Source organism: Streptomyces sp. NPDC057654 (assembly GCF_042800135.1).
GTDB lineage: Bacteria > Actinomycetota > Actinomycetes > Streptomycetales > Streptomycetaceae > Streptomyces.
In genome coordinates this window covers 1-2786 of the sequence record NZ_JBHVHQ010001026.1, presented here as the reverse complement: position 1 = coordinate 2786, position 2786 = coordinate 1, and the positions used below count along the sequence as shown (strand labels likewise).

The window sequence follows — 2786 nt, the reverse complement described above, 5'->3', positions numbered from 1 at the left end:
CCCCGCCGAGCCGCGCCGCGCGGCGCGCGGCCCATTCGGGGGCGGCGGCCACCCGCGCCCCCGACGCGTCGTAGAGCGCGGCCCAGCCGTCGAGGTGGGCGGCGAGCCGGGCGAGCAGCGCGGCCGGGCCGTCGGCGCTGAGGGCGGCGCGGGTCAGCTCGCGCTGTGCCTCGAAGCCCGCGGTCACCGCGCGATAGGTCTCGGCGGCGATGGCCGCGGAGACGGCCTTGCTGATCGCGAGGAACGGCGTGCGGCGCGGCACCGCGAGCAGCGGCAGCCCCTCCCCCTTCGCCGCGTCGACCAGGGGCTTCGGCACCTGCTCGTAGTTGACGCCGACGGCGAAGCCGAGCCCGACGACGCCGGCGCCGACCAGCCGCTTCACGTAGCGGCGCATGGCGGCGGGGTTCTCCGCGTCGATCTTCATGGCGGTGACGAGGAGGAGTTCGCCGCCCTCCATCCAGGGCACCGGGTCGGCCAGCTCGCTGACGTGCGCCCAGCGCACGGGGGTCTCCAGCTTGTCCTCCCCCGCGAGCACGGTGAGCTTGAGCGCGGAGTGGTGGACGAGTGAGGCGAGCGTGGGAGGCATGGCACCTTCGCGGGGCGTTGCTGCGATTGCGCCGTCCCGTATGAACGGCTCCCCTCGATTCTGCCTCAGCGGAGGATTGCGCGGGGAGGAGTCGGCCCTGCGTCCCCCTGACTCAGCCGCCTCAGCGCGCACCGGACGGACCCGGCGGCCTCAGGTCCACCAGGACCGGCGGCGCGCTCGCGCCTCGTACCGAGGTCACCGACAGCACCGCGTGCCCGGCGGGGACGGAGTGCGCGAGCTCGGAGGCGGACCAGCGCTCGCGCTCGACCTTGCGGGTGGTCACCGACTGCGCCGTCACGGCCCGGCCCGTGACCAGGCGGCGTACGACGTGCGTGGCACGGGTCAGCGGCTCGTGGGCGATGATCTGACGGTCCGTGATGTCCCGGTCCTCCACCCACTCCTTGCCCCAGACCTCCGCGAACCGCGCGCCGTCCCACGTCGTCACGCCGCTGAACGCCATCCGGCAGCCGACCGCGCCGAGCAGCGCGGAGCGCAGCGCGTCGGGGACGTCGTCGAGCGTACGGAGCGCGAGGACGGCCCCGGCGTTCGCGGACCGCAGCCGCTGGAGGCCGCGCAGCGCCTCGGCGGTGACGGTGCTGGTGGCGTCGTCGAGGACGAGGCAGGCGAACAGCGACCGGTCGCCGCGGCCCACCGCGCATTCGGCGAACTGGGCGAGTACGAGCCGCGCGAGCATCCTGGACGCCTCGGTGTGGCCGCGTTCGGGCAGGTCGACGCGGACCCGGAGGGGGTGTTCGAGGGCGCGCAGCGAGAACGGCTCGGCGCCGTCCTCGTGGTGGAAGGAGTCCGCGAAGGCGGGCCGGTCCAGCAGCGCGAGCCGGTCCGCGAGCATCGCGCCGACGTCGCCGGGGCGCGTCGCCTGCCGTTCGCGGGCGTCGAGTTCGCGGGCGTGGGCGTGCCGGCCGGCGGCGGTCAGCTTCTCGCGCAGGGCGGCGATCGCGGCGCCGCCGGCGGCTGGTCCGTCCAGCAGCTCGCGGAGTTCGGCGACGGTCGGGTAGCGGTCGTGGGCCGCCCGGAAGGGGCCGATGAGCTGGGCGAGCGTGGTCGCGGCGCGGCGGCCGTCGCCGCCGGGGAGGGCGGCGGAAAGGTCCCCGACGCGCGCTTCGGCGAGGACTCCGGCCGCCTCGTCGGGGTCGTCGGCGCCGCCGTACAGGTCGAGGGCGTAGGCGGAGCCGGGGCTGCCGATCTTGATGACGACGTCGAAGGAGGCGTCCGGGGCGAGCCCCGCTCCGGACGCGCCCACCGCCACGACGGCGGCCCGCCCGGCGAGCGCCTCCAGGCACAGCGACTCGACGACCGGCCGCACCAGCCGCCCGGTCTTCCCGCAGCCCGGCGGTCCGACGGCGAGCAGCGAGGTGCCGAGCAGCGCCGGGTCCAGCGCGTATCCGGCGCCCCGGTGGTCGTACGGGTTGCGCGGGTCCTCGACCGCGGTGCCGATGCGCACCTGGCGCGCGACAAGGTCGTGGTGGCCGGTCCGTACGGGCAGGTCGCGGGCGCCGGAGGGGTGGGCGCAGGCGGCCGCGCCGTGGCGCAGCACGGTGTCGGTGAAGGCGGCGAGGCGGCTGGGCCGGGCCCGTACGGACTGCCAGGCGCGGTCGATACGGGCGTGGTCGACGTCGGTCATCGCCCCGGCGCGCGCCTCGGCGGCCAGCCGGTCGGCGGCGTCGGGGGCGCCCGCGGCGCGCAGTTCGGGCCACAGGGCCGGGTCGCTCTGCGGGGCGGGCGGGGCGGCCGGGGCGTCGGCGTCGTCCCAGAGGCGGCGCAGGGCGGGGGCCGCGTACCGGCGCCAGACCTGCGGCCAGCGGCCGAGGCGGCCGAAGACGACGACTATCACGCAGATGACGATGGCGAGGTAGACGCGCTGCGCCCACCAGCCCGGGCCGTACTCGCCGCCGCCGGCCTCGAACCAGGAGTCGGGGGTCAGCAGGGTCAGCGGCCAGTACCAGTACGCGCCGAGGTAGTTGTTCCACAGCAGGGACCAGAGCAGCCAGGCGCAGAGCAGGGCGACGACGGCCCCGCTGATCAGCTGGCGGCCGGGGATGGCGTCGGGCTCCTCGGGGGGCTTCGGCCGGTAGCGGAACGTCCAGATGCCGGGGCCGACGGCGGGGCGCGGGGCGCGCAGCCAGGCGAGGAACGGCGAGTCGGCGGCGGGCTCCGCGACCGGGGTGGCGGCGGGGTAAGC

The 2786-nt window shown here is 76.8% G+C and carries 2 protein-coding genes; both read right to left on the bottom strand.

Annotated features, from left to right (window positions below):
- Positions 1–586, bottom strand: a 586-nt coding sequence (locus tag ACFU99_RS39895) for a PucR family transcriptional regulator ligand-binding domain-containing protein (RefSeq protein ID WP_384402523.1), incomplete at its 3' end; no start/stop codon positions are given.
- A 121-nt stretch (positions 587–707) separates the two neighbouring features.
- The coding region (locus ACFU99_RS39890; protein WP_384402520.1) for an ATP-binding protein at positions 708–2786 on the bottom strand (2079 nt) is incomplete at its 5' end.